The following is a 21,907-nucleotide window of genomic DNA, read 5'->3' as shown; positions in this document are numbered from 1 at the left end:
CCACGAGAAGGAGAGCACCGTGACCGTCATATCCGTCCCGCAGGACTTCAACGAGGAGGACCTGTACGTCGACCTCGGGCCGACGACCGGACACCCCCTGTTCCTCAAGTGCGAGGGGTTCAACTTCGCCGGTTCCGTCAAGCTGAAGGCGGCGACCGAGATGGTGGAAGCCGCCGAACGGAGCGGGATCCTCACCGAGGACTCGATCCTCGTCGAGTCGTCCTCGGGCAACCTCGGCGTCGCGCTGAGCATGATCGCGGCCGGCAGGGGCTACCGCTTCCTCTGCGTCACCGACTCCCACTGCAACCTGACCACCCGCCTGATGATGGAGGCCCTGGGGAGCGACGTGCACGTCGTCTCCGACGAGGCGGGCAGCGGCAGCCTCCTCGGAGCGCGGCTCGCCCTCGTCCGCGCCCTGTGCGCCGACGACGACCGGTGCGTGTGGCTCAGCCAGTACACCAACGCGAACAACTGGAAGGCCCACTACCGCAGGACGGCGCCCGCCATCGCCCGCGCGTTCCCGCAGCTCGACACCCTCTTCGTCGGGGTCGGCACCACGGGGACCCTGATGGGCTGCGCGCGGTTCTTCCGCGCCTGGAACCCGTCCGTGCGCATCGTCGCCGTGGACAGCGTCGGCTCCGCCATCTTCGGCGGCACGCCCGGACGCCGCATGATCCCCGGCCTCGGCATGAGCATGAAGCCGCCGCTGCTCGACGAGGCGTACGTGGACGAGGCGGTGTCCGTCGAGGAGGCGGACACCGTGCGCACCTGCCGCATGCTCGCCCGGCGCGGCTTCCTCTTCGGAGGGTCCACCGGCACGGTCGTCAGCGGCGCGACCGGCTGGCTCGCCCGCCGCGGCACCCCGGGGGCCACCGCCGTCGCGATCGCCCCGGACCTCGGCGAGCGCTACCTCGACACGATCTACCAGTCCAACTGGGCACAGGCGCTGTACGGCGACGACGTCCTCGTGCCGGACAGCAGGACCGTCGACCGGGTGCCGCCGAGGTGAGGGGCACCGTCACCTCCTGTGCCGCGACGGGGTACGGCGCGGCGGCCTGGGCAGGAAACCGCTGGTCCGGGCGGCGTACGCGGCGTAGCCGGGGCGGTCGGCCATGCGCCTCTCCAGCAGGCGCTTGCCGCTGCCGACGGTCAGCAGCAGGGTCATGACGACGGGGGAGACGAGCCCGGCCAGGGCCGTCTGCCAGGTGGTGCAGGCCAGGAGGTACAGGCCCCACCAGACGAGGGCGTCACCGAAGTAGTTCGGATGCCGGGTCCACGCCCACAGCCCCCGGTCCATGACGCGCCCGCGGTGCGCGGGATCGGCCTTGAACCGGGCCAGTTGGCGGTCGCCGACGGCCTCGAAGACCAGCCCGGCCGCCCACACGGCCGCCGCGACGGCGTCGAGCGGGCCCAGCGGCGAGGGGCTGTGGACGGCGAGCTGGACCGGCAGCGAGACCAGCCAGACGAGGCCCGCCTGCAAGAGGTACACGGTCCGCAGCGCGTACCGGGTGCGGTTGCCCGGCGCCTTGTCGAGGAGCTCGGTGTAGCGCGGGTCCTCGCCGTGGCCCCGGGAGCGGTGGGCGATGTGCAGCGAGAGCCGCAGCCCCCAGACGACGGTGGCCGCGGTGACCAGCAGCCGCCGCCCGTCGTCGCCGTGCCCGTCGGACAGGACGAAGGCGACGACGGCGACGGCGCAGAAGGCGAGGCCCCAGGCGATGTCCACGATCCGGTGCAGGCCCCGGCGGACGGCGACGGCGAACGTGACGAGCAGGACCCCCACCGCCACGGCGGCCGTGGCGAGGAGGCAGGGGACGAGCGCGCCCCAGTCGGGCGGGTTCACGGCCGGCCGTCCGGGCCGTACCAGGCGGCGGGAGCGGACGGTACGCCCGCACCGCCCCCACGGGCGGGGCGGACGGCGAGGATCTGGTCGACGCCCATGCGCCGCTCCGAGAACGCGAGCGAGGCACCGGCCAGATAGAGGCGCCAGACGCGGCAGGTCGTCGTGCCGACGAGCGCCTCGAACCGGGGCCACTCGGATTCGAGCCGGTCGCGCCAGGCGTCGATGGTCCGCGTGTAGTGCTCGCGGACGGACTCGACGTGCCGGGCCTCGAAACCGGCGGACTCCAGCACGTCCACGGTCCTGCCGACCGGACGCATGTGCATGTCGGGGGCGATGTAGGTCTCGATGAACGGCCCCCCGCCCGGCGCGTTCGCGCCCCGGGACATCTGCTGGACGAACAGCCGCCCGCCGGGGCGCAGCGCGCCGTACAGCTTCGCCGCGAACTCCGGGTACTCGGCGTCGCCGACGTGCTCGCCCATCTCCACGGTGGACACCGCGTCGAAGCCCGTCGCGTCGATGTGGCGCCAGTGGCCGAACTCGGCGTCCACGAGGTCGGCCACGCCCTCGCGCACGCACCGGTCGGCCACGAAGTGCCGCTGGGCCCGGGAGAGGGTGACGGCGGTGACGCGGACCTTGTGCTCGCGGGCGGCGTGCACGGCGAGCGAGCCCCAGCCGCAGCCGACGTCGAGGAGCCGGTCCCCGGCGCGCAGGCCGAGCTTGCGGCAGATCAGCTCCAGCTTGTCCCGCTGGGCGTCGGCCAGACCGTAGGAGGGGTCGTCGGGACGGGTCCAGTAGCCGCACGAGTACGCCATGGACTCGTCGAGCAGCAGGGCGTAGAAGTCGTTGGAGAGGTCGTAGTGGTGGCTGATCGCGGCCCGGTCGCGGCCCGTGGTGTGCAGCCGTCCGCCCAGGCGCGCGCGGCCGTCGGGGCGGCGCGGCGGCGGCCCGGCCGCGCCCAGGCCCACGGCCAGGGCGCCGGCCGCCGCCAGACCGGCCGGACCCGGCCGGACGGTCCCCTGGTCGCGGACGGCGCGGCCGGCCCGGGACAGGGCCCGGGCGAGGTCCCCCTCGACGTCGAGTTCCCCGGTGACGTACGCCTCCGCCAGGCCCAGTTCGCCCGGCTGCCACAGCAGGCGGCGCAGGGCCGCGGGGGAGCGGAGCGAGACGAGGGGCGCGTCGGCGGGGCCGGCCGTGCTGCCGTCCCAGGCGCGCAGCCGTACCGGCGGCGGACCGGTGACGAAGTGGCCGAGCAGTTCGGCGAGACGGTCGGCGGCGGGCCTCATCGGGGGGTCCCTTCGGTCAGGAGGATCTGGCGGACGTCGAGGTAGCCGGAGCGGAAGCCGGCTTCCGAATAGGCGAGGTACAGCTCCCACATGCGCCGGAAGACGGTGTCGAAGCCGAGGGCGGCGACGTCGTCCCGCCGGGCGGTGAACCGCTCCCGCCACAGGCGCAGGGTCTCCGCGTAGTGCGGGCCGTAGCCGTTGTCGGCGACGGTCCGCAGCCCGGCGGCGGTGGAGTGCGCGTCGATGGCCTCGCGGGAGGGGATCAGGCCGCCGGGGAAGACGTACTTGCTGATCCACGTGTGGGTGGCGGCGGTGTGCAGCATCCGCAGGTGGCCCATGGTGATGGCCTGGAGGGCGACCCTGCCGCCGGGGGCGAGCGCGCCGCGCAGGGTCCGGAAGTAGGAGGCCCAGTACTCGGCCCCGACCGCCTCGATCATCTCGACGCTGACGACGGCGTCGTAGCGGCCCTCGACATCACGGTAGTCGCGTAGTTGGACGTCGACCCGGTCGGCCAGACCGGCCTCCCGCACGCGCGCGCGTGCGAGGTCGGCCTGCTCGGAGGAGAGGGTGAGGGTGGTGACCCGCGCGCCCCGGGCCGCCGCCCGCAGGGCGAGTTCGCCCCAGCCGGTGCCGATCTCCAGGAGCCGCGTGTCCGCGCCGACCCGGGCGAGGTCGAGGAGCCGGTCGATCTTGCGGTGCTGGGCGTCCGTCAGGGACGCGAAGCGGGCGGGGAAGGCGGGGAACAGCGCGGAGGAGTAGGTGAGGGACGGGTCGAGGAAGGTGGCGAACAGCTCGTTCGACAGGTCGTAGTGGCGGTGGACGTTCTCCCGCGCCCCGTCGGGGGTGTTGCGGTCGCCGCCCGGCCGGGAGGGCACCCACAGGGAGCGCAGTCGGTGCAGCGGGGCGGGCACCAGCTCGTCGACGTGCGCGGCGAGGCGGGCCAGGACCCCGGGCAGGTCGTCGCCGTCCCACTCCCCGGCCATGTAGGACTCGCCGAAGCCGATCAGGCCGGCGCTGCCGATCCTGCGGTAGAAGGCGTCCGGGTCGTGGAGCACGAGCCGGGGCGGGGACGGCACGGCGGGGTCCGCGGCCCCGTCGGGCGCGAGGAGCGACAGGTCCTTCAGCGCCTTGCGCACCAGGTACCGGGCGAGGGCCGTCCGGCCGGGCGCCGCCTTCGGAGGCCGGGCCACGTCCGGCCAGCGGTCGGCGTCGACGGCTTCGACGACGTCCACGGCCCGGGCGGCTCCGGCGGCTTCGACGCGGTCCACGGCTTCTTCGGTGTGGACGGCCGCGGCCGGACCGGGCTGGACCGGCACGGACGCGGCACGCCGGGGAGCCCGGGCGCGATCGGGGAAGGCCGGGGAGGGAGGATTCAAAACGACGTGTCCTTCTGGGTGGTGTGCGATGGGGTCGGTGCGTGGGCACGGGCGGTCGGCCGCCCGCACGGCGGGGAGGGCGGCCCGGCCCCGGGGCGGGGACGTACGGGCAGGCCGCGCAGCCACAGGCGGATGCCGTGGTGGCGGATCCCGGCCCACACGGCGCCGGTCGACCACGGCCTGCGCACCGCGCACCCGAGGAGGGCGGCGACGGTGGCGGGGCGCCGCCGGCCCCGTACGGTCGCGGTGAACGGGCGGCCGTCCCCGGTCCGCAACTGCACCGCCAGGCGCAGCTCCTCGCCGGGCGGCGGCAGGCGCATCCGGTAGCGGCCCTCGACGCCGAAGAACGGGGAGACGTAGAAGGTCTTGTCCGCCTCGGCGGTCCCCTCCCCGTCGGGCCGGAGCAGGTAGCAGTGCCGCTGCCCGTACGTGTTGTGGACCTCGGCCACCACGCAGACCGGGGCGCCGGTCGCGTCGTGGCACCAGTACACGCTCAGCGGGTTGAAGACGAAGCCGAACACGCGCGCGTGCGCGAGCATCACCACGCGTCCCCCGCCCAGGTCGACGCCGTGACCGGCCAGGTACGCGTCGAGGCCCGCCCGGATCGTCCCGGCACGGCCCGTGAAGTGGTCGCGGGCGTCGAACCGGGCCAGCGGCCGGACCGGGGCGGGCAGCACCGGCAGCGCGTCGAGGTCCACGCACCACAGGTACGTGCGGTGGCGGAAGGAGTGGCGCAGCGGTGCGGTCCGCGCGTGGGCGACCACGCACTCGTACAGCGCGGGCGCCGCCGGACCGGCGCCCGTCACCACCGCACGCCCAGGGACAGGGCGGCGAGCACCCCGGAGCGGCAGCCGTCCTCGTGGAACCCCCAGCCGTGCCACGCGCCCGCGTACGCCGTCACTCCGGTGTTCAGACCGGGGAGTTCCCGCTGCGCCGCGACCGAGGCGGGCGTGTGGACGGGGTGTTCGTACACCATGCGCTCCACCACCCGGTCCGCGGCGACGAGGTCGTCGCCGCCGAGGGTGACGACGTACTCGGCCCCGGCCGGCAGTTGTTGCAGGCGCCGCATGTCGTAGCTGATCCGCACCGGGTCGGTGGAGGGGTCGCACCCGGTCAGGCGGTAGTTCCAGGACGCCCGGGCGCGCGGCGAGCGGGGCAGGACGGAGGCGTCGGTGTGCAGCACGGTGGGGTTGCGGGAGTACGTGAAGGCGCCGAGCACCCGCCGTTCTTCGGGGGTCGCGTCGGCGAGCATCCGCAGCGCCTGGTCGGGGTGGGTGGCGATCACGACGGCGTCGTACGTCTCGGTGGCGCCGTCCCGGGTGGTGACCACCGCGCCGCCGCCGGTCCGCCGGACGGCCGCGACGGGACTGGCGGTGAGGACGCGCTGGACGCGCTTGGCGGCGGCGGCCACGTAGGCGGCCGAGCCGCCGGTGACGGTCCTCCACTGCGGGGACCCGGTGACGGACAGCAGGCCGTGGTGGTCGAGGAACGCGAAGAGGTACGCGGCCGGGTGGACGAGGGCCGTGCGGGCCGGGCAGGACCACACCGCCGACACCAGCGGGAGCGCGAAGTGGGCGACGAAGTAGGGGGAGAAGCCGTTGTCGCGCAGGAAGTCCCCGAACGTGACGTCCTCGTCTCCCTTCCGGGCCAGCAGGCGCCGGGCCGCGCGGTGGAAGGCGGGAACCTCGGCGAGCAGCCGCAGGTAGCGGCCGCGCAGGGCGGCGCGCGAGGCGAAGAGCCCGGCGGGCCCGCGGGCGCCCGCGTACTCCAGCGCGCAGCCGTCGCACCGCACCGACATGCTCATCTCGGTGTCCTGCGTGGCGACGCCCAGTTCGTCGAAGAGCCGCAGCAGGGTCGGGTAGGTGCGCTCGTTGTGGACGATGAAGCCGGAGTCCACGGACACCGGCCGGCCGCCGGGCCCGGCCAGTTCCCGGGTGTGGGCGTGGCCGCCGAGGCGTCCGTCCGCCTCGTACAGGGTGACCTCGCGCGCCGAGGAGAGGACGTAGGCGGCGGTCAGCCCCGCCACCCCGGCGCCGACCACTGCCACCTTGCGTTGCTCCACACGACTCTCCCGCCACCCGACACGCCGCGACCGCGGCACGATTCACCCGTACTTCGCAGCCGTCGGGCGGACGGATTGGAGAGAGGCGACACGGAAGTTTCCACGTCCCTTGGCATGCCTTTTGTCGGAAATCTCCCCCACGTTCGATCACGATCAATCAAAAATAAGCAAGGAGACCGTTCACTTCTTGTCGTTACGTGCGTAGGTTCGCGCCTGTTCCTTTCGGGCGACGAAGTGAGTACCCCATGCACCTGGCCGCGGAGCTGCGGCTCCCCACCAACTGGCTCGACTACTCGATCCTGGCGATCTACTTCGTCGTGGTCCTGGGCATCGGCTTCGCCGCCCGGGCGAGTGTGAGAACCAGCCTCGACTTCTTCCTCTCGGGCCGCTCGCTGCCGGCCTGGGTCACCGGGCTGGCGTTCGTCGCCGCCAACCTGGGAGCCACGGAGATCCTCGGCATGGCGGCGACCGGGGCCCAGTACGGCGTCGCCGTCGTCCACTGGTACTGGATCGGCGCCATCCCCGCCATGGTCTTCCTGGGCCTGGTGATGATGCCCTTCTACTACGGCTCCAAGGTCCGCTCGGTCCCCGAGTTCCTGCTCCAGCGCTTCGACCGGTCCGCGCACCTGCTGAGTTCGGTGCTCTTCGCCTTCGCCGCCATCCTCATCGCGGGCGTCAACCTCTACGCCCTGTCGATCGTCGTGGAGGCGCTCCTCGGCTGGCCCCAGTGGGTCTCCATCGTCGTCGCCGGGTTCTTCGTCCTGGCGTACATCACGGTCGGCGGCCTGTCCTCGGCGATCTACAACGAGGTCCTGCAGTTCTTCGTGATCCTCGCCGCCCTCGTACCGCTCACGATCCTCGGCCTCAAGCGGGTCGGCGGCTGGGACGGCCTGACCTCCTCCCTGGAGAAGAGCCACGGCGCCGACTTCCTGTCCGCCTGGGGCGGCACCGGCATCGGCGACCCCAACCCGCTCGGCGCCAACTGGCTGACCATCGTCCTCGGCCTCGGCTTCGTCCTCTCCTTCGGCTACTGGACCACCAACTTCGCCGAGGTGCAGCGGGCCCTGTCCGCCAAGAACCTGTCGGCGGCCCAGCGCACCCCGCTCATCGCCGCGTTCCCCAAGATCTTCATCGTCTTCGTGGTGATGATCCCCGGCCTGGTCGCCGCCACCCTGGTGTCGAAGATCGGCACGGAGGGCTCCGGCCTCACCTACAACGACGCCGTCCCGCTGCTCATGCAGGAGCTGCTGCCCAACGGCGTGCTCGGCATCGCCGTCACCGGCCTGCTCGCCGCCTTCATGGCGGGCATGGCCGCGAACGTGTCGTCGTTCAACACCGTGTTCACCGCCGACATCTGGGCCAAGTACGTGGTGAAGGGCCGCGAGGACGGCTACTACCTGCGCTTCGGACGCCTGGTGACCGCCCTCGGCGTCCTCGCCTCCATCGGCACCGCGTTCCTCGCCGCCAGCTTCTCCAACATCATGGGGTACCTCCAGACTCTGTTCTCCTTCTTCAACGTGCCGATGTTCGTCGTCTTCATCATCGGCATGTTCTGGAAGCGCGCCTCGGTCAAGTCCGGCTTCTGGGGCTTGGTCGCGGGCACGGTGGCCGCGATGGTCAACTACTTCGTCATCTACAAGCAGGGCGTCATCGGCATCCCCACCGACCAGGGCGCCAACTTCGTCTCGGCCCTCGTCGGCTTCGTCGCCGGCGCCGTGGTGATGGTCGTCGTCACGCTCTTCACGGCCCCCAAGCCCGAGGCCGAACTGGCCGGGTTGGTGTACGGGACGAGGTCCCCCGGCATGGACGAGGCGCCGTCCGAGGGCGACGACGCCTGGTACCGGCGCCCGGCCCTCCTCGGCTGGGGAGCGGTCGTCCTGGCCGCGCTCTGCTACCTGCCGTACTCCTTCTGACGACCTGACGACTACACGACTCGAACGACCGGAGGCACCTCACCATGTCCGAACCGCAGCGCGAAGTGTCCGAGTTGGAGGAGAAGTCCGCCACCGCCGCCCGGCTCTTCGACATCCGGCGCATCATCGGCGGCCTGTTCACCCTCTACGGCGTGATGGTGACCCTCGCGGGCGTCACCGCAGACGACGCCGACCTGGAGAAGGCCGTCGGCGTCAACATCAACCTCTGGACGGGCCTGGGCATGCTCGCCCTCGGCCTCTTCTTCCTCGTCTGGCTGAAGCTCCGGCCGACGGCACCGCCCGTTCCTCCCGCCGACCGTTCGGCCTCCTGACGAGCCGGGCCCGGGGGGCGCGCAGGGTGACGGCGGATCAGGCCGTCGCCCGCGCGGTCGCCGCCGTCCCGGACAGCGCCGGGGACGCGCCGAACAGGGCGTGGACGGCGGAGGTGACCTGGACGGCGACCACCTCGGGGGTGGAGGCGTCGAGCTTGCCGTCGAGGTGCAGGAAGGCCAGGCCGTGGACGAGGGCCCACACCGTGGTCGCCAGGGCGTCCGCGTCCACGCCGGGGAAGGTGGCGCGGACGATGCCGCGGACGTACTCGGAGATGGCGGCGGTCGCGGCGACCCGCTCCTCGCTGGTCGGGTCGCAGGGCTCGGCGAACATCGCCCGGAACAGGGCGGGGTGCTCCAGGGCGAACCGCACGTAGGCGACCGCCACCGCGGCGAGTTCGCCGGGCGTCGAGGGCGCGGGATGGGCCTCGGCCAGGTGCCCGGCGAGCTCGCGGTACCCCTCGGCGGCCACGGCGGAGACGAGCGCGTCGCGGTCGGCGTAGTGGCGGTAGGGGGCGGTGGCCGACACCCCGGCGCGCCGGGCGACCGCACGCAGCGAGAGGCCCGCGCTGCCGTCCTCCTCCAGGAGTTCGCGCGCGGCGCGCAGGCAGGCGGCGCGCAGGTCGCCGTGGTGGTACGTGCCGGTCTGGGGCATGGGTCGCACATCCTTCGCGTTCACGGCGTCCACACGTCCTCTCTCATGTGAACGCCGTATACATCGTAAGCGATCGAAAGGCAAGAGGGAACCGTCCCGACCGGCAGCCCGCGCCTGCCGCCGCTCCTCCGCGCGGACCCGCCGTACGCCCGCCGCCGCCTCAGCGGGCGCCGACCGCCTTCAGGACCTTGAGCGCCCCGGTCAGGAGGGCGGCCCAGGTCTCGAAGCCGACGCCCGACGGCGGAGTGAAGCCCTGGAGGCGCTGGTGGGCGACGGTCTGGGGTTCGGTGTACTTGAGGATGCCGTCGGCGCCGTGGCGGCGGCCGAGCCCGGAGTCGCCCATGCCGCCCATGGGGGCGTCGACGCTTCCCCAGGCGGCGGCGAAGGCCTCGTTGACGTTGACGGTCCCCGCGTGGACGCGGGCGGCGACGGCCCGGCCCCGGGCCCCGTCGCGCGACCAGACGCTGGCGTTGAGGCCGTAGGCCGTGGCGTTGGCCTGCGCGATCGCGTCGTCGACGTCGCGGAAGGAATACACGGAGACGACGGGGCCGAAGGTCTCGTGGGAGTGCAGCGTCATGTCGGGCGTGACGCCGGTGAGGACGGTCGGCTCGTAGAAGAGGGGGCCGAGGTCGGGGCGCGCCCTGCCACCGGCCAGGACGGTGGCGCCCTTGGCGACGGCGTCGTCGACGTGTTCGGTGACCGTCTTGAGCTGGGCGGGGGTGGTGAGGCTGCCGACATCGATGCTGTAGTCGTAGGCGGCGCCGAGCTTGAGCCTCTTCGTGCGGGCGGTGAAGGCGGCGACAAACCGGTCGCGGAGGGACTCGGCCACGTACAGGCGCTCGACGGAGACGCAGAGCTGCCCGGCGGAGGGGAAGCAGGCGGCCACGGCGCCGTCGGCGGCCTTGTCGACGTCGGCGTCGTCCAGGACGATCATCGGGTTCTTGCCGCCGAGTTCGAGGGAGGCGCCGATCAGGCGCTTGCCGGCGTCGCTCGCGATCTGGCGTCCGGTGGCGGTGGAGCCGGTGAACATCATGTAGTCGGCGTTGTCCATCAGCGCGCCGCCGATGGAACCGCCCCGGCCGATCACCATCTGCCACACGTCCTCGGGCAGCCCGGCCTCGTACATCAGCTCCATCGACCACAGCGCGGTCAGCGCGGTCTGGGTGTCGGGCTTCTGGACGACGGCGTTGCCGGCCATGAGGGCGGCGATGGTGTCACTGGCGGCCATGCTCAGCGGGTAGTTCCACGGCGAGACGACGGTGACCACGCCCTTGGGGTGGCGCAGCTCGGTAGTGCGGGTGAGCAGCGGGATCGCGCCCCTGCGCCGCTTGGGGCCCAGGTACTTGGCGGCGGTGCGCGCGTAGTAACGCGAGACGATGCCGATGTCGACGACTTCGAGGAACGCGTCGCGGCGGGTCTTGCCGTTCTCGGCCTGCATCAGGTCCAGGGCCTGGTCCTGACGGGCCAGGACCAGGTCGTGGTAGCGCAACAGGACTTTCTTGCGCTCCGCGATCGGCGTGGCGGCCCAGGCCTTCTGCGCGGTCCGGGCGCGGGCGAACGCGTCCTCGACGTCCCCGGGGGTGGAGACCGGGAGGTCGGCCAGCGGGATGCCGGTGTAGGGGGCGGTGGTGGTGACGCGCGCGGCGTTCGGCGCGGCCGAGACCCGGGCGGTCAGGCGCTGGAGGAAGGACGGGGTGATCGAGGCGGGAAGGGCCGGGCCGCGGGTGGTCGTCGGACCGGCGTGGGTGGTGGCCATGACGGGGCTCCTCTGCTCTTACTCGCCGCGGCTGTGGACCGAGGTGGGGACCGGCATGTGCAGGGCGGCCTGACCCTCGGTCATGACGTCGAACTGGACGGTCCGCTTCGGCCGGAGCGAGCGCAGGTCGTCGGACATGCGGCCCTGTCCGAGCTGGAGGGTGATGCCCTTGGCGCTGCGCGTCGTGCCGGCGTTCAGCACGTTGGTCTGGTTCAGCGTGGAGTGCCAGGCGCCGTCGATCGTCGTGTACGAGGTGAGCGAGCCGACCCGTTCACCGCTCGGGTGGGCCTTCTGGGCCGGCGTGTTCGCCAGGAGCGCCAGGTCGACGCCGCCGGAGTCGTCGGCCACGCGCGCGGTGGTGCGGTGGTGGTCGATGGAGACGTCGAGGCCGGTGACCCACTTGGGGAAGCCGTAGCCGTCGTGGCCCCGGACCTGCGCGATCTCCGAGTTCACCGGCAGGGACAGGACGTAGGAGTGCAGGTGCTCGTTCTTCAGGCCGGAGACGAGGTCGAAGAAGCCGAGTTTGCCGTGCCGGGCGGGCTTGACCGCGATGCCGACGGCGGCCTCGGTGTAGAAGTCGATGTCGCACACGTCGTAGCGGAAGAACATCACCGAGACCAGCCCGAGGCCGGGCGCGACCTCCAGCGGGGAGAGCTCCTCGGGCAGACGGGCGCGGATCGCGCGGGACGGCGCGAGCATCGTCAGCCGGGCGGACGACATCGCGTAGTAGAAGTTCGGGGTGAGCGTGGGGCCGATCGGGGAGTCGACCTCGGTCTTGGGGAGCTTCCGGAAGAAGTCCACCCCGCTGACGCGCGGGTCGCGGGCGATCGTGTCGAGGTCGGGGTTCATGCGGTACCGGTCGTACAGGCCGCCCTGGGGGACGGCGACCTCGCGGCCTCCGAGGTCGACCTTGACGGTGTCCTGCTGAGTTGCGGACATGGGGAGTTCCTCACTTCAATGTGAGCGGTGTATACATGACGGTAAGGCGTTATGTGTGCGGCGTCAACACTTCGGGACGGGGTGACGCCGTCCGGGTCACGCCCCTCGGGCCGCGCTTCGGGGTCCGGCCAGCCACGCACGGTAGCCGCGCAGGGCCTTGCGCTGCCTGCGCTGTTCGGAGATCAGGGCGATCGCCGGGTGGGTGCCGGGCCTGGGACGGCTGCCCCGGGCGAGGCGGCGCATCTGGTGGCGGACCTGGGCCATGCTCGCGGCGGAGGCGAGGGCCTTGTCGGACCAGGTCACCGGCCGCATCTGCCGGTCGGCCTCGCGGTCCTGGCGCCAGCGGTCGGGCAGGTCGGGGGTGACGGCGAGGGCGGTGCCCATGCCGACGACCGCCACACCGCCGGCGAGGACCTTCTCCGCGGTCGCGCGCCGGTTGATGCCGCCGGTGAGCATCAGGGGGAGCGGACTGGTCGTGACGAGGTCCTCGGCCAGGTCCAGGAAGTACGCCTCACGGGCCCGGGTGCGGTCGTCGGCGGAGCGGCCGGTCATCGCGGGACTCTCGTAGCTGCCCCCGGAGAGCTCGACCAGGTCGACGCCGAGGGGTTCGAGCATGGCGATGACCTGGCGCGCGTCGTCGGCGTCGAAGCCGCCGCGCTGGAAGTCGGCTGAGTTGAGCTTGACCGCGACCGCGAAGGACGGCGAGACGGCGGCCCGCACGGCGCGGACGATGTCGAGCAGCATCCGGGCCCGGTTCTCCAGGGACCCGCCCCACCGGTCGGTGCGCTCGTTGACCAGGGGGGAGAGGAACTGCGAGAGCAGGTAGCCGTGGGCGGCGTGGACCTCGACGCCGTCGAAGCCGACCTGTTCGGCGCGGCGCGCGGTCACCGCGTACCGCGCCACGGTCTCCTCGATCTGCCGCGGGGTCATGGCCGTCGGCTTGCCGAAGCGGCTGCTGTGCCTGCCCAGGCTGACGCCGATGTCGGACGGGCCCCACACGACGCCGGGCATGTCGGAGGCCACCTGGCGGCCGGGGTGGTTGATCTGCATCCATATCGCGCCCCCGCCGGACTTGCCGGCCTTCGCCCACTCGGCGAACGGCTCCAGGGGCGCGTGCTCGTCGAGTACGACACCGGCGGGCCCGGTCAGTGCCTCGGCGTGGACCATGACGTTGCCGGTGATCAGCAGTCCGGCGCCGCCGGCGGCCCAGCGCCGGTACAGCGTGAACAACCGCTCGTCGGGGAGCTGGCCGTCGCCGGCCATGTTCTCCTCCATGGCCGCCTTGGCGATCCGGTTCTCCAGCACCTGCCCGGAGCGCAGGGGCAGCGGTGAGAACAGCTCGCTGGTCATAGGGGATCCCTCTTCCGTCTCGATCGCACGGGATGTGTGCACCACTCACATTAGCGCGTCGATGTAATCGCCGTAAACATTCAAGGCTGTGGGGTACGTCGCAGCCGCGTGGTGCGTGTCCGACGTGGCGTGTCCGGGCGTGTCCGGGCGCGTCGACAGCCGTTCGGGTGCCCTCCGGCTGCGCGGGCTTCCGGTCCCCGGGAGCGTGGGGGCATGAGACAGAGCGCCTTGTCCGAGGTGAAGGACGCCGTCACTCCGAGGGCCACGCTGCTGGTGATCGGGGTGATCGTCCTGCAGTTGTTGTTCATCGCTTCCTATGTGGGAGCCCTCCACGAGCCCAAGCTGAAGGACGTGTCCTTCGGGGTGGTGGCGCCGCGGGCGGTGGCGGGGCAGACGGTGGCCCGCCTGGACGGGCTGCCAGGCTCCCCGCTGGACCCCCGGGCGCTGCCCGACGAGCGGACGGCCCGGCAGCAGATCCTCGACCGGGACCTCTACGGAGCGCTCGTGGTCGACCCGGCCGGCACCACCGACACGCTCCTGGTGGCCTCCGGCGGCGGCAAGGCGCTGTCCCTGGCCCTGGGGACGCTGATCACCGCCGTGGACAAGAGCCAGGGGCGGGCCGTCCGCACGGTCGACGTGGCCCCGGCCTCACCGCACGACTTCAACGGCCTGTCCTCGTTCTACCTGGTCATCGGCTGGTGCGTGGGCGCCTACCTGTGCGCGTCGATCCTGGCGATCAGCGCCGGCGCCCGGCCGGCCAACCCGATCCGCGCGGCCACCCGGCTGGGCACGATGACCCTGGTCGCGCTGGTCGGCGGGCTGGGCGGCGCGGTCATCGTGGGGCCGATCCTGGACGCCCTGCCGGGCAGCGTCTGGGCGCTGTGGGGACTCGGCGCCCTGCTCATCTTCGCCGTCGGCGCCGCCACCCTCGCCCTCCAGGGCCTCTTCGGCGTCATCGGGATCGGCCTGGCGATCCTGCTGGTGGTGATCGCGGGCAACCCGAGCGCGGGCGGTGCTTTCCCCGCCCCGATGCTCCCACCGTTCTGGCAGGCCATCGGCCCGGCCCTGCCGCCGGGCGCGGGCACCTGGGCGGCCCGCTCGATCTCGTACTTCCACGGCAACGACATGACCTCCTCGCTGCTCGTCCTGTCGGCCTGGGCGGTCGTCGGCGTCCTGATCACCCTGTTCGCGGCGGTGCTCCGGCAACGCCGCACGGCCGAGACCGGAACGCCGGCGAATCCGCTCCGCGGAGAAGGGGGCCCGTCGTGACCAGGGTCCTGTTCGTCGTGTCCGCGGCCGACCGGTGGACGTTGCGGGACGGGGAGGCGCATCCGTCCGGGTTCTGGGGCGAGGAACTGGCGGTGCCGCACAAGGTCTTCACCGGGGCGGGGTGGGAGACCGTGGTCGCGACGCCCGGCGGAAAGGCCCCGACCCTCGACCGGCTGAGCATGTCGAAGACGGCCGGGTGGCCGTGGAAGCTGCGTGAGGTGGCCGCGTATCTGAAGGCGATCCAGGGCGAGTTGCGCAGTCCCCGCTCGCTGGACGCGATCGACCCGGACGACTTCGACGTGGTGTTCTACCCGGGCGGGCACGGTCCGATGGAGGACCTGGCGGTCGACCCGGTCTCGGGCGCGCTGCTGACGCGGGTGCTCGCTTCGGGCAGGCCGCTGGCGCTGCTGTGTCACGCTCCGGCGGCGGCGTTCGCGGCGAAGAACCCGGACGGGTCGTGGCCGTTCGCCGGGTACCGGATGACGGGCCTGTCGAACCTGGAGGAGAAGTTCAACAGCTTCGGCCGCAAGGCGATCTGGCTCCTGGAGGACCGGCTGCGGGAGAGTGGCGCGGAGTACTCCAAGGCCCGCCTCCCGCTCAGGCCGTACGTGGTGGTCGACCGCAACCTGTACACGGGCCAGAACCCGCCGTCCTCCGAACGCCTCGCCGCACGCGTGGTCGCCGACGTCGAGGCGGCGGGAGCCCGCTAGAGGGCGTCGCAAGTGCCTTCGGTCTCCTGTCCGGCGGGGGAGCGGGCGCCTTCCGGGCGGCCTCAATGTTGACGCTGCACACTTCGAGACGTAATGTATGTAGCGTAAACATTCTGGCTCGCCGGGTCCTGCTCCCCAGGACCCCGCAGGAGCCCTTCGTCGCATTTCTCAGGAACGGAGTCGTCGTGAAGGCTGTGTCGATCAGGGAGCACGGTGGTCCCGAGGTCCTGGAGTGGACCGAGGCCGAAGACCCGAAGCCCGCCGCCGGCGAGGTCGTCGTCGACGTGGCGGCCAGTGCGCTGAACCGTGCGGACGTCATGCAGCGCATGGGGCTCTATCCCCTGCGGCCGGACTGGTCGCCGTACCCGGGCCTCGAGGTCTCCGGCCGCATCGCCGCCGTCGGCGAGGGCGTCACCGGATGGAGGGTGGGCGACGAGGTCTGCGCCCTGTTGACGGGGGGCGGTTACGCGCAGAAGGTCGCCGTTCCCGCCGGGCAGCTCCTCACGATCCCCGAGGGGGTCGGCCTGGTGGAGGCCGCGGGCCTTCCCGAGGTCACCGCCACGGTCTGGTCCAACCTCGTCATGACGGCCGGTCTGAAGGCGGGGGAGACCCTCCTCGTGCACGGCGGGCTCGGGGGCGTGGGCTCCGCGGCGATCCAGGTCGCCAAGGCCCTGGGTGCCCGTGTCGTCACCACGGTCGGCGGCCCGGAGAAGGTCGCGCGGGCGCGGGAGCTGGGCGCCGACGTGGCGATCGACCACCGCGCCGAGGACTTCACCGAGCACGGCCCCTACGACGTGATCCTCGACGTCGTCGGCGGCGACTACCTGGAGCGCAACGTCCGTTCCCTGGCGGCCGACGGACGGCTGGTCGTCATCGGCCTGCAGAACGGTCTGGAGGGGAAGCTCAACCTCGCCGAGATCGTGTTCAAGCGGGCCTCCGTGCACGGCACCACCCTGCGGACCCGCTCCAAGGAGGACAAGGCCGAGATCGTGGCCCAGGTCCAGGAGAACGTCTGGCCCATGATCGAGGACGGCACCGTGAAGCCGCTCGTCGACCGGACCGTCCCCATGGCCGACGCCGCCGAGGGCCACCGCCTCATGGAGGCCGGCGGCCACCTCGGCAAGATCCTCCTGGTGAACGACGAAAGCGCGTGACACCGGGCCGCCGGAGGCCTTTGCCGTGCGGAGCGCCGTAGGGAGGCTCCTCGCCTTCTCCGGGTGCGCGTCGGAAGTGCTCCGGTGACCGGAAAAGGGGAGGACGTTCCTGCCGGGCCGGCTACCCGACGGAAACGACCCGGCCCGGTCGACCGTCCGGGGCGAGGGTCACTTCGTGGACCGCGCCGCCCCCCGGTGGTCATGCGAATCCGGTCGGAAGCCGTCCACCCGGTCGTACGGAGCGTACGGACGCCTCGTCCGCGCGGATCCGATCGGGCGCGGACGGAGCGGGCTCCACCGGGTACGGGTCCTCCCGGGCCCCGTGGCCGGGTTGCGACGGGCTGAGCGGGCGCGAACGATGGAGGCGGGCACGGCGCCCGGGGCGGGGCCACAGCCGCGGCCGGCGAGGCCGTGTGAAACAGGGCACCCGTGTGCCCGTGACAGGGAGCGGACATGACCGACCTTCCTCCTCCGATCACCCCCTATCTGGAACCGGCCGCGAAGGAGCTGTGCGAGGCGACGGATCCGCATCCGCGGATCTACGAGGTCCCTCCGGAGAAGGGCCGTGACATCCTCCTCGGCCTCCAGAGCGACGAGAGCGTGCCCCGCCCCGAGGTCGACGAGGAGTGGGTCGACGTGGACGCGGGCGAGTGGGGCACGGTCCGCACCCGCGTCATCCGGCCCGCCGGGTCCACCGGGCCGCTGCCGGTGGTGTTCTACATCCACGGCGCGGGCTGGGTCTTCGGCGACGAGAAGACGCACGACCGGCTCTTCCGCGAGCTCACGGTCGGCGCCGGGGCGGCGGGCGTCTTCCCCGTCTACGACCGCGCGCCCGAGGCGAAGTACCCCACCCAGGTCGAGCAGAACTACGCCGTGGGGCAGTGGGTCCTGGAGCACGGCGCCGAACACGGCCTGGACACCTCCCGGATCGCCGTCACCGGCGAGTCCGTCGGCGGCTGCATGTCGGCGGTGTTCGCGCTGATGAACAAGGAGCGCGGCGGGATCGACCTCAAGGCGCAGGTCCTGCTCTACCCGGTGACGAACGCCGACTTCGACACCCCCTCCTACCTCCAGTTCGCCGAGGGCTACTACCTCACCCGCGACGGCATGAAGTGGTTCTGGGACCAGTACTCCGAACCCGGTCAGCGCACGGAGGTGTACGCCTCCCCGCTCCAGGCCTCCCTGGACCGGCTCAAGGGCCTGCCCACCACCCTGGTCATCACCGACGAGGCCGACGTCCTGCGCGACGAGGGCGAGCAGTACGCCAACAGGCTGCGCGAGGCCGGTGTGGACGTCACCTCCGTCCGCGTGGCCGGCATGGTCCACGACTTCCTGCTCCTGGACAGCCTGCGCGACACCCGCGCCGCCGACCTCGCCCGCAGGCTCGCTGTCGACGCCCTGCGCACGGCCCTCCACGACGGCTGAGACCACTTCGCGCCCGGGGGCTCGTTTCCGGCCACGGCGGGCGCTACCTTGCCGGGATGCAGGAGTGGGAGCGCTGGGAGCGACGGGTGCAGACGGCCGCGCACCCTGCGGTGTACCGGCTGGTGCGGCTGATCGCCGCCCGTGGCCCGGTCGTGCGGGTGCCGCGGGTGGGGGTGCTGGTCGGCGACGCCGGCCTCGCCCGGGAGGTGCTGACGGACACCGAGGGCTACACGAAGACGGGACCCGGCGCGGCGGCTGGGCTCTGGAGCCCGGTGCTCGGCTCGCGGACGCTGATCACCCTGGAGGGCGCCGAGCACGCGGCGCTGCGCAGGAGGCTCGGCGGGCTCTTCACGCCGGGCCGCGTGACGGCCGTCTGCGAACGGGTGCTGCGCGCCCCGCTCGAAGACCTGGAGCGACGGCTGTCGGCGGGCGAGGAGGTGGATCTGGTCCGGGTGGTCCGGGACGGGGCCGCCGAGGTGATCCGCGAGCTGGTCGGGCTCCCGGCGGGCGGGAGCGACTTCGCCGGGGCCGCCGCGGTGGTGTCGTCCGTGCGGCTGTGGCGGACGACGCTGACCGGACGCCAGGCGGAACGCGCCAGGACGGCGCTGGCCCGACTGAGCGAGGCGGCGGTGGCCGCCTACCGGGCCGGTGACGAGTCCACCGTGCCGGGACGCCTGCGCGCGCTGGGCCTTGACGAGGCCGAGGCGCGCGGCGCCGTCGGACTGTTCCTGCTGACCGGCACCGAGACGCTCGTCTCCTTCGTCCCCCGGCTGGTCGCACTGGCCCACGACACGGGCCGGGGGCCGGACCGGATCACCGACGCCCTGGTGGAGGAGGCGCTGAGGGTGACGTCGCCGACGCCGGTGATGCTGCGCAGCGCGGCCCGGTCGGGGCGCATCGGGGGCGTCCGGGTGGAGGCGGGGGAGCGGGTGGTGATCGCCACGCTGCTGTGCACCGGTGCGTACGGCCCGTTCTCGCCGGACCGGGACCCCGCCGAGACCGCCGGCCTGCGCCGGCTGTGGTTCGGGGCGGGCCCGCACTTCTGTCTGGGGATGCCGCTGGCCATGGCGGAGATACGCGCGGTGACCGGGGTCCTGCGCGCCTTCCCGGAACTGGTGATCACGGATCGCCGCCCGGCACGAGGGGTGCTGATCCCCGCCTACACGCGACTGTCGCTGCGCGCGACGGGCCGCGGCGCGGGCCCGCCCCGCCCCGGGGCGCGGACGGCCGCCTGACCCGGCGCCGAGGACCGGGTCCGGCGTTAAGAAAACGACAGGGATTCTTCCCTCGCGGGGCGTGGAGAAGGAGCCGCGAGAGCCCCCTGGCGCGGCTGATCTCCGGGGTTCCGGACACGGCGTACGGCGCCTCGCGCACGCGTCGGCCGGGGCCGGCACGTGCCCGATCGCGCCGAGGAACGCCTCCGTGTCCGCGCCGTCGCCGGGGGCCGGAGCGGGGCCGTCCGCCGCCGTGGTCGCGATCACCCCGCTCGGGAACACGCAACCCCTCGTCGGCCCAACACCGCTGGCAGGACGGCACATTGGGCGGGCGGGGACAGGCCGACGCCCCTGTGGAAGGCCCTCGCCAGGGGCCGTGGGCCGCCGTCGACACGGCCACCCGGACGGGCCTCGCGAGACCGGTCGGCACGTATCGTGCCACGGCGCGGCGCGGCTCTTCCGACGAGGCCTCGTCGATCTTCCGACAGGACCGCCGGCCGCTCCCCGGGGTGGCCGGAGGGCCGCGGCCGGCGCGTTGCGTGCCGGTCCGGGGCGGTGCCGACGGGCCGCATACTCGGTGATCGCGTCGCCGCGCGTGCGGTGGCGGCCGGGCCCCCGGGCAGGAGCGAGGGAAGTCGATGGGAGTCATGAAGGACGTGAGCGGGCCTGCCGTGCCCGAGGTGGTGGACAGCCCCGCGCTGCGACCGGTGCCGACCGGGCGCCTGGCGCGGTGGATGCTGCGCCACCAGGTGCAGCCCGTGGGACCCGCGGCGGAGGGACACGGCGAGCCGCACGCCTGGTGGAAGGTGATGTGCCTGACCGGGGTCGACTACTTCTCCAGCCTCGCCTACGTACCGGCCATCGCCGCCCTCGCCGCGGGGGCGGTCTCGCCCCTGGCGACCCTGCTGATCGTGGCGCTGACGCTGCTGGGCATGCTGCCGATGTACCGGCGGGTGGCCAAGGAGAGTCCGCACGGCGCCGGATCCGTGGCGATGCTGGAGGACCTGCTGCCGTTCTGGCGGGGCAAGCTGTTCGTCCTGGTCCTGCTCGGCTTCGTGGCCACCTCGTGGATCATCACGATCACCCTGTCGACCGCGGACGCCTCCGTCCACGTCGTGGAGAATCCCTTCTTCCCCAAGGCCCTGCACGGCCACGAGGTCGCCCTCACCGTGGTGCTGCTGCTGGTCCTCGGCGGCGTGTTCCTGCTCGGCTTCAGCGAGGCCGTCAGCGTCGCCATCCCCCTGGTCGCCGTCTTCCTGGTGCTGAACGCGGTCGTCATCGCCGTCGGCCTGGCGCACGTGTTCACCACGCCCGGCGCCCTCTCGGCGTGGACGGACGCGCTCGTCGGGGGCGGAACCGGCTTCGGCGACCTGATGGGACCGGCACTCCTGGCCTTCCCCCTGCTGGTCCTGGGCCTGTCCGGCTTCGAGACCGGGGTCAGCATGATGCCCCTGGTCTCCGCCGCGGGCGCCGACGACGAACAGCGGCTGCGCGCCCGCATCCGCAACACCCGTCTGCTGCTGACCACCGCCGCGCTCGTCATGAGCGTCTACCTGCTGGCCTCCAGCTTCGTCACCACCGTCCTCATCCCCCACGAGGAGTTCGAGCCCGGCGGCGCGGCGAACGGCCGGGCCCTGGCCTGGCTCGCGCACGAGCACGTCGGAGAGGCGTTCGGCACCGTCTACGACATCAGCACCATCCTCATCCTGTGGTTCGCGGGCGCCTCGGCCATGGCCGGACTGATCAACATCGTCCCCCGCTACCTCCCCGGCTACGGCATGGCCCCCGAATGGGGGCGCGCGGTACGCCCCGTGGTGCTCGTCTACACCGCCCTGTGCGTCCTCATCACCATCGCCTTCGACGCCGACGTCGACGCCCAGGCCGGCGCGTACGCCACCGGCATCCTGGCCATGATGGTCTCCGGCGCCTTCGCCGTCACCGTCTCCGTGGCCCGCTCCGGCCGCCGGGCGGTCGCCGCCGGTTTCGCGCTCCTCACCCTGGTCCTGCTGTACGCGCTGGTCTACAACATCGTCGACAAGCCCGACGGCATCACCATCTCCGGCTTCTTCATCGCCGGCATCGTCGCCGTCTCGCTGATCTCCCGCGTCTCGCGCACCACCGAACTGCGCGCCGACCGCCTCGTCTTCGACGACGTCGCCCGCCGCTTCCTCACCGACACCCTGGCCCACGACGACGCCATCAACATCATCGCCAACCGCCGCCAGGCCGGCGACGGCGCCGAGTACCGCGACAAGGAACGCGAACAGCGCGGCACCAACCCCGTCCCGGGCCGGGCCGACGTCCTGTTCCTGGAGATCGACGTGGTCGACCCCTCCGACTTCAGCGAGGTCCTCACCGTCCACGGCGTCGAGGTGGACGGGCACCGGATCCTGCGCGCCCAGGCCCCGGCGGCCCCCAACGCCATCGCCGCGATCCTCCTCGCCCTGCGCGACACCACCGGCGTCAAGCCCCACTGCTACTTCGCCTGGGCCGAGGGAAGCCCCCTGAAGCACATGTTCCGCTACTTCCTCCTGGGGCGCGGCGACACCGCCCCCGTCACCCGCGAGATCATCCGCCGCCACGAACCCGACCCCGACCGCCGCCCCGGCATCCACGTCGGCGGCTGACCCCG

The 21,907-nt window shown here is 72.8% G+C and carries 18 protein-coding genes; 9 read left to right on the top strand and 9 right to left on the bottom strand.

Going from position 1 to position 21,907, the window contains the following annotated elements; all coding sequences use genetic code 11:
• The first annotated feature begins 19 nt into the window (after window positions 1-19).
• A complete protein-coding gene (gene sbnA / locus ACFYNX_RS01600) occupies window positions 20-1,009 on the top strand; it encodes a 2,3-diaminopropionate biosynthesis protein SbnA (RefSeq protein WP_388656464.1) in 990 nt (329 codons plus the stop codon).
• 9 nt (window positions 1,010-1,018) lie between these two features.
• Here sbnA and ACFYNX_RS01595 read toward each other — a convergent pair whose 3' ends face one another.
• From ACFYNX_RS01595 to ACFYNX_RS01575, 5 genes are all read right to left on the bottom strand, one after another.
• Window positions 1,019-1,840 carry a DUF1295 domain-containing protein gene (locus ACFYNX_RS01595; protein WP_388656461.1) on the bottom strand — a complete coding sequence of 274 codons (822 nt, stop codon included), beginning with the start codon at window positions 1,838-1,840 and terminating at the stop codon, window positions 1,019-1,021.
• Window positions 1,837-3,123 (bottom strand): class I SAM-dependent methyltransferase, encoded by a 1,287-nt coding sequence (locus ACFYNX_RS01590; RefSeq protein ID WP_388656458.1) that lies wholly within the window; start codon window positions 3,121-3,123, stop codon window positions 1,837-1,839. Before ACFYNX_RS01590 ends, ACFYNX_RS01595 begins: the two co-directional genes overlap by 4 nt.
• Window positions 3,120-4,391 carry a class I SAM-dependent methyltransferase gene (locus tag ACFYNX_RS01585; protein ID WP_388656455.1) on the bottom strand — a complete coding sequence of 424 codons (1,272 nt, stop codon included), beginning with the start codon at window positions 4,389-4,391 and terminating at the stop codon, window positions 3,120-3,122. Before ACFYNX_RS01585 ends, ACFYNX_RS01590 begins: the two co-directional genes overlap by 4 nt.
• Before the next feature lie 104 nt (window positions 4,392-4,495).
• Entirely contained in the window at window positions 4,496-5,305 is an 810-nt protein-coding gene (locus ACFYNX_RS01580) for a DUF1365 domain-containing protein (RefSeq protein WP_388656453.1), read from the bottom strand.
• A complete protein-coding gene (locus ACFYNX_RS01575; protein WP_388656450.1) occupies window positions 5,302-6,561 on the bottom strand; it encodes an NAD(P)/FAD-dependent oxidoreductase in 1,260 nt (419 codons plus the stop codon). Before ACFYNX_RS01575 ends, ACFYNX_RS01580 begins: the two co-directional genes overlap by 4 nt.
• 245 nt (window positions 6,562-6,806) lie before the next feature.
• Between ACFYNX_RS01575 and ACFYNX_RS01570 the strand changes: the two genes are divergently transcribed.
• Together ACFYNX_RS01570 and ACFYNX_RS01565 are read left to right on the top strand one after the other, a co-directional pair.
• On the top strand, window positions 6,807-8,474 hold the full coding sequence (locus tag ACFYNX_RS01570) for a sodium:solute symporter family protein (protein ID WP_388656448.1): 1,668 nt from the start codon (window positions 6,807-6,809) through the stop codon (window positions 8,472-8,474).
• Window positions 8,475-8,518: 44 nt separating this feature from the next.
• Entirely contained in the window at window positions 8,519-8,806 is a 288-nt protein-coding gene (locus ACFYNX_RS01565; RefSeq protein ID WP_365540628.1) for a hypothetical protein, read from the top strand.
• A 37-nt stretch (window positions 8,807-8,843) separates the two neighbouring features.
• On the opposite strand, the gene ACFYNX_RS01560 is transcribed toward ACFYNX_RS01565, so the two are convergent.
• From ACFYNX_RS01560 to ACFYNX_RS01545, 4 genes are all read right to left on the bottom strand, one after another.
• Window positions 8,844-9,458: a TetR/AcrR family transcriptional regulator gene (locus tag ACFYNX_RS01560; RefSeq protein WP_388656445.1), complete on the bottom strand. Its 615-nt coding sequence runs from the start codon at window positions 9,456-9,458 to the stop codon at window positions 8,844-8,846.
• Between the two features lie 160 nt (window positions 9,459-9,618).
• Window positions 9,619-11,214 (bottom strand): succinic semialdehyde dehydrogenase, encoded by a 1,596-nt coding sequence (locus tag ACFYNX_RS01555; RefSeq protein ID WP_388656442.1) that lies wholly within the window; start codon window positions 11,212-11,214, stop codon window positions 9,619-9,621.
• Window positions 11,215-11,232: 18 nt separating this feature from the next.
• Complete coding sequence (locus ACFYNX_RS01550) at window positions 11,233-12,153, bottom strand: acetoacetate decarboxylase family protein (RefSeq protein ID WP_388656440.1); 921 nt, start codon at window positions 12,151-12,153, stop codon at window positions 11,233-11,235.
• A gap of 96 nt (window positions 12,154-12,249) precedes the next feature.
• Window positions 12,250-13,503 carry an NADH:flavin oxidoreductase/NADH oxidase family protein gene (locus ACFYNX_RS01545; RefSeq protein WP_388656437.1) on the bottom strand — a complete coding sequence of 418 codons (1,254 nt, stop codon included), beginning with the start codon at window positions 13,501-13,503 and terminating at the stop codon, window positions 12,250-12,252.
• A 213-nt stretch (window positions 13,504-13,716) separates the two neighbouring features.
• Here ACFYNX_RS01545 and ACFYNX_RS01540 point away from each other — a divergent pair, with 213 nt between their 5' ends.
• From ACFYNX_RS01540 to ACFYNX_RS01515, 6 genes are all read left to right on the top strand, one after another.
• The gene (locus tag ACFYNX_RS01540; RefSeq protein ID WP_365540633.1) at window positions 13,717-14,772 is read left to right on the top strand and encodes a DUF3533 domain-containing protein; all 1,056 of its coding nucleotides are present in this window, start codon (window positions 13,717-13,719) and stop codon (window positions 14,770-14,772) included.
• On the top strand, window positions 14,769-15,482 hold the full coding sequence (locus tag ACFYNX_RS01535) for a type 1 glutamine amidotransferase domain-containing protein (protein ID WP_388656434.1): 714 nt from the start codon (window positions 14,769-14,771) through the stop codon (window positions 15,480-15,482). Before ACFYNX_RS01540 ends, ACFYNX_RS01535 begins: the two co-directional genes overlap by 4 nt.
• 185 nt (window positions 15,483-15,667) lie before the next feature.
• On the top strand, window positions 15,668-16,636 hold the full coding sequence (locus ACFYNX_RS01530; RefSeq protein WP_365540635.1) for an NAD(P)H-quinone oxidoreductase: 969 nt from the start codon (window positions 15,668-15,670) through the stop codon (window positions 16,634-16,636).
• 453 nt (window positions 16,637-17,089) lie between these two features.
• Window positions 17,090-18,061 carry an alpha/beta hydrolase gene (locus ACFYNX_RS01525; protein WP_388656431.1) on the top strand — a complete coding sequence of 324 codons (972 nt, stop codon included), beginning with the start codon at window positions 17,090-17,092 and terminating at the stop codon, window positions 18,059-18,061.
• A gap of 56 nt (window positions 18,062-18,117) precedes the next feature.
• A complete protein-coding gene (locus ACFYNX_RS01520) occupies window positions 18,118-19,296 on the top strand; it encodes a cytochrome P450 (protein WP_388656428.1) in 1,179 nt (392 codons plus the stop codon).
• A 626-nt stretch (window positions 19,297-19,922) separates the two neighbouring features.
• Window positions 19,923-21,902: an amino acid transporter gene (locus ACFYNX_RS01515; RefSeq protein ID WP_388656425.1), complete on the top strand. Its 1,980-nt coding sequence runs from the start codon at window positions 19,923-19,925 to the stop codon at window positions 21,900-21,902.
• Window positions 21,903-21,907: the final 5 nt, after the last annotated feature.

The sequence above is a fragment of the Streptomyces sp. NPDC007872 genome (assembly GCF_042868165.1).
GTDB lineage: Bacteria > Actinomycetota > Actinomycetes > Streptomycetales > Streptomycetaceae > Streptomyces.
The sequence above is the reverse complement of the archived record's forward strand: the minus strand, read 5'-3'. Positions and strand labels throughout refer to the sequence as shown.

What these genes read in the sequence shown, in the direction of transcription:
- ACFYNX_RS01590 (WP_388656458.1), bottom strand. Translation starts at nt 3,123, where the DNA reads ATGAGGCCCGCCGCCGACCGTCTCGCCGAACTGCTCGGCCACTTCGTC.
- ACFYNX_RS01570 (WP_388656448.1), top strand. Translation starts at nt 6,807, where the DNA reads ATGCACCTGGCCGCGGAGCTGCGGCTCCCCACCAACTGGCTCGACTAC.
- ACFYNX_RS01565 (WP_365540628.1), top strand. Translation starts at nt 8,519, where the DNA reads ATGTCCGAACCGCAGCGCGAAGTGTCCGAGTTGGAGGAGAAGTCCGCC.
- ACFYNX_RS01560 (WP_388656445.1), bottom strand. Translation starts at nt 9,458, where the DNA reads ATGCCCCAGACCGGCACGTACCACCACGGCGACCTGCGCGCCGCCTGC.
- ACFYNX_RS01555 (WP_388656442.1), bottom strand. Translation starts at nt 11,214, where the DNA reads ATGGCCACCACCCACGCCGGTCCGACGACCACCCGCGGCCCGGCCCTT.
- ACFYNX_RS01550 (WP_388656440.1), bottom strand. Translation starts at nt 12,153, where the DNA reads ATGTCCGCAACTCAGCAGGACACCGTCAAGGTCGACCTCGGAGGCCGC.
- ACFYNX_RS01545 (WP_388656437.1), bottom strand. Translation starts at nt 13,503, where the DNA reads ATGACCAGCGAGCTGTTCTCACCGCTGCCCCTGCGCTCCGGGCAGGTG.
- ACFYNX_RS01540 (WP_365540633.1), top strand. Translation starts at nt 13,717, where the DNA reads ATGAGACAGAGCGCCTTGTCCGAGGTGAAGGACGCCGTCACTCCGAGG.
- ACFYNX_RS01525 (WP_388656431.1), top strand. Translation starts at nt 17,090, where the DNA reads ATGACCGACCTTCCTCCTCCGATCACCCCCTATCTGGAACCGGCCGCG.
- ACFYNX_RS01520 (WP_388656428.1), top strand. Translation starts at nt 18,118, where the DNA reads ATGCAGGAGTGGGAGCGCTGGGAGCGACGGGTGCAGACGGCCGCGCAC.
- ACFYNX_RS01515 (WP_388656425.1), top strand. Translation starts at nt 19,923, where the DNA reads ATGAAGGACGTGAGCGGGCCTGCCGTGCCCGAGGTGGTGGACAGCCCC.